Source organism: Microvirga roseola (assembly GCF_020866965.1).
GTDB lineage: Bacteria > Pseudomonadota > Alphaproteobacteria > Rhizobiales > Beijerinckiaceae > Microvirga > Microvirga roseola.
In genome coordinates this window covers 1-3423 of record NZ_JAJATX010000122.1, presented here as the reverse complement: position 1 = coordinate 3423, position 3423 = coordinate 1, and the positions used below count along the sequence as shown (strand labels likewise).

General features: G+C 58.7%; 5 protein-coding genes. All 5 read left to right on the top strand.

The genetic code is table 11. The features are described 5' to 3' along the window. The first annotated feature begins 10 nt into the window (after positions 1–10). Complete coding sequence (locus LG661_RS24285; protein WP_268995517.1) at positions 11–163, top strand: WGR domain-containing protein; 153 nt, start codon at positions 11–13, stop codon at positions 161–163. Positions 164–1084: 921 nt separating this feature from the next. After that, positions 1085–1816 carry a deazapurine DNA modification protein DpdA family protein gene (locus tag LG661_RS24280; RefSeq protein ID WP_230534571.1) on the top strand — a complete coding sequence of 244 codons (732 nt, stop codon included), beginning with the start codon at positions 1085–1087 and terminating at the stop codon, positions 1814–1816. Positions 1817–1894: 78 nt separating this feature from the next. Continuing rightward, on the top strand, positions 1895–2161 hold the full coding sequence (locus LG661_RS24275; RefSeq protein WP_230534570.1) for a hypothetical protein: 267 nt from the start codon (positions 1895–1897) through the stop codon (positions 2159–2161). Positions 2162–2377: 216 nt separating this feature from the next. Continuing rightward, on the top strand, positions 2378–2923 hold the full coding sequence (locus tag LG661_RS24270; protein ID WP_230534569.1) for a CarD family transcriptional regulator: 546 nt from the start codon (positions 2378–2380) through the stop codon (positions 2921–2923). A gap of 149 nt (positions 2924–3072) precedes the next feature. Beyond that, the gene (locus LG661_RS24265) at positions 3073–3369 is read left to right on the top strand and encodes a hypothetical protein (protein ID WP_230534568.1); all 297 of its coding nucleotides are present in this window, start codon (positions 3073–3075) and stop codon (positions 3367–3369) included. Positions 3370–3423: the final 54 nt, after the last annotated feature.

The window sequence follows — 3423 nt, the reverse complement described above, 5'->3', positions numbered from 1 at the left end:
CGAACGCGACCTGTTCGGCACCGTCCGGCTCGTCCGAAACTGGGGCTTCGTGGGCTCCAACGGCCAGGAAAAGGTCGACATTTATCCTGATGAGGCAGCCGCCGCACAGGCCCTCGAGGGCTGGGCTAAAACCCAGCGCCAGAAAGGCTATACGGACCTGTAGCCCGGCTGGTCCAACTGCCCTGCTGCAATTACTCTCCAGAGCGGGAGCAAGGTTGCGTAGGCTCATGATCTTTCTCGGAGTGTAGGCCTGAGACAAATCAAACCCCAAAAGGTCCCTGTACTCTCAAGCTGACACCGCGCTTACGAGGAGATATTCTGCAGTGAGCCTGATTTACAACGAGCGGCAAAAACTGCTCGCCAACGCCTTTGATCGTGCTCAACCGCATGCTTTACGGTCGGCATTGCCACCCCGCTGGCAGGGTCTCTGTATAGCATTGGCGGTTTTGCGAATAGCGTGAGTTTCGTGCAACTCTTACCGGTCGCCGCGGGTTGGACATTCGCTGCCGCGATGTTACATGTATTTGCAAGAATGGCCCTTGGAGGCTTGAAGCAATGACTGGTCAAACACTGATCGTCTCAGTCGTGATGCCCGGCATCGTCGTACTGCTCGGGTTTGCGGCCTTGAAGGCCAATGAATGGTATAATAAACGCCATTCGCACTAAGGCCTCGCTTTAGCTGAATTCGCTAAATTACTGAATATTCAGAAGGGTCGGTGTTTCGCCGGTCCTTTTTTCTTTGCCCGTCGCTGGCCGCCAAACCCCGCCATTCCGGACAAAGAACCCATGCTCAAGTTTATCCTCGGCCTTCCTCATGTCATGAGGGGCCCGCTGATCGATACTGCCCGATCCATGAATGCGCCGGTCCTGATCAGCGCCAATGCCCTGTCGATCTGGAAGAAAGACAGCAGCGACATTCCCGTCTGGCACGGCTTCAACACCCGCAATCTCCATCACCTCGATGGCCTGGAGGCTTATCTCGACAGCGCCGGGTTCGTCGCCGCAAGCCGGTACCGGGGCTTCGCCTGGACCGTCGATCAGTACCTTGACCTTGGCGCGACCTACCCCTGGATGGTTCGCCTCAATGGACCTCTGCGTGGAGCCGGAGATCGCCCGGAACCGCGATCTCGTTCTGGACCGGATCTCCGGGACCGTCGACCTCAATCGCGCCTGCATCCGCGGCGCCAAGGAGCGGGGCATCCTCAGCCGTTTGATGCCTGTCCTCCAGGGCTGGACACCAGAGGATTACATCCGCTGCCTTGAGCGCATGCCTGACCTCTCGGGATTCCCGATCGTCGGGGTTGGATCCATGTGCCGTCGGCATCTCCACGGCCCTCAGGGCATTCTGCAGGTTGTCGAGACACTCGACCGCGAGCTGCGCGGGACACCCATCCAGCTCCACCTCTTCGGCCTCAAAGGGGTAGGGGTGGCCGAGCTACGCCAGCATCCCCGTGTGGCAACCGTCGACTCTCAGGCCTACGGGACGAAGGCCCGGGTCGAGGCGCGGGAGGCAGGGATGAGCAAGACCAACCGCTTCCTCGCCCAGGTCATGACCGAATGGTACCTGAAGCAGGTAGAAGCCCTTCAGGCTCCGGCCGGCGAAAACCGCCATCCCCCAGCCCTCCTCGATCTGAGAATGCCTCCGCCTTTGAGCCCCTTCGAGGCCAGGCTTCATCGCGCCCGTGAGGAGATGCGCGAACTCCTCGAGGCAGGGGAAATCGACTGGCAGCAACTCCATGACGAGAGCGTGCTCGCTTACGCCTTCGATTACGACGAGACCACCCCGTCCCAGTCTGAATACGCCTTGGCTGCCTGACAGTCTCGATTGGCGGCGGCAGGAGGGGAGGGGTTGCGCCGCCAATCGCCTGTGGCCCAGTTCTCACAGGGAGAATCCATGTCGCGTAGACGCAAGAAGACTACACCCCGCGAGCATCCTATTGAGAGCCTGTTGCGCGCGGCCAGTTCGATCGGACAACTTGAGACCCTGGCAGGCATTGATCGATCGCCTGAGGGCAGAAAGGACTTCTGGGACGCCTACAAGCACATCAATCCGCCAGGAGCGAGCCTCGATGCCGGCTGCCAGGAACTGCGCCGCCGCGCCCGCCAGAAGGCGGGGCTCAAGCCTCCCTGTTCTGGATTGAGGCCCCTGCCGACCGCATAGACGACATCCTACAGGCTTTCGAGCATAGCTAAGATAAAACGTCGTTGAGAAAGCCCACTTGCACAGCCAGCACGGGCATCCGATATGCGGGAGCCGCACGAAAATTATCGAGTTCAGCTCATCTATGCTCGACGAACGAGCATAGTGAACTCGGCGTCTGCCCAACAGATCAGCCCGCAAGAAAAAGATCCTGTGGCTTAAGGAGATCCTTTCTGAATGACGACGAAGAACAGCGCTCCCACGTTCCAGACCGGTGAAACGGTTGTGTATCCGGGCCATGGTGTCGGTGTAATCACCGGAGTCGAGGAGCAAGAGATCGCCGGCTTCAAGCTTGAGCTGCTCGTACTCAGCTTCGACTCTGGCAAGCTCACGGTTCGGATTCCGGTCGCAAAAGCTAAAAGCAGCGGCTTGAGGACGTTGTCCGATCGGTCAGTGGTTCAGCAGGCCCTTGAGGTTCTAAGTGGCAAGGCACGCGCCAAACGTGGCGTCTGGAGCCGCCGTGCTGCGGACTTTCAGGAACGCATCGCAAGTGGAGAACTGACCACGATCGCCGAGGTTCTGCGAGACCTGAACAGAGGCCGGCAGCAGGAAGAAATCTCCTATAGCGAACGCCAACTCATCGAGGGCGCCAAGGAGATCATGGTCAAGGAAGTTGCCGCGGTGAACCACATCACCACGACTGAGGCTCGCAGACTCGTTGACCAGAGTCTGGCCAATGCTCCCCGATCCAACAGGACCGAAGACGCCGAAGCAGCCGCATAGGCCATCAGGGAATTGTTTGGATTGGCGGCGCGTCGAGATCACCGCCCGGCAAGGCGGAACGGGCGACTCGACTCGTGACTGCTCTCTGCTACGCTATATCATTCTGGCGTTCTCCCCTTCCTGAATGAGCAGGCTGCCGCACTATCCCAATGCTGAACTTCCTAATTGGTCTAACCTGGATCTCCTCGTCCATTGTCTTGACGCTCATTCATTATCTCGACCTCTTCGGCGGCGTCCGCAGCCGCCGAGGGCTGACTGTATTTCTGATTTGTGCCGCGGCTTTCCTCGGCCTCGGTTACTACATGTGGGCAGAGCAACAAAAGAAGGCCGTAAGCGCTGGATTCGAGAGTTCCCAGGACCGCAGAGATGCGGAGAAGTCTGGCTTTGCCGATGCCCAGGCATGGAAGACAGAGAAACTAAAGCGTTCCTTCCAAGAGCAAAAATGAACGAGATCCGTCTAAAGCAGATTCGATTTAGACGGGCTCATATCCGCATTTCCT

Excerpts from the sequence above, each read along its gene's own strand:
- LG661_RS24280 (WP_230534571.1), top strand. The coding sequence starts at position 1,085 with ATGGACCTCTGCGTGGAGCCGGAGATCGCCCGGAACCGCGATCTCGTT.
- LG661_RS24275 (WP_230534570.1), top strand. The coding sequence starts at position 1,895 with ATGTCGCGTAGACGCAAGAAGACTACACCCCGCGAGCATCCTATTGAG.
- LG661_RS24270 (WP_230534569.1), top strand. The coding sequence starts at position 2,378 with ATGACGACGAAGAACAGCGCTCCCACGTTCCAGACCGGTGAAACGGTT.
- LG661_RS24265 (WP_230534568.1), top strand. The coding sequence starts at position 3,073 with ATGCTGAACTTCCTAATTGGTCTAACCTGGATCTCCTCGTCCATTGTC.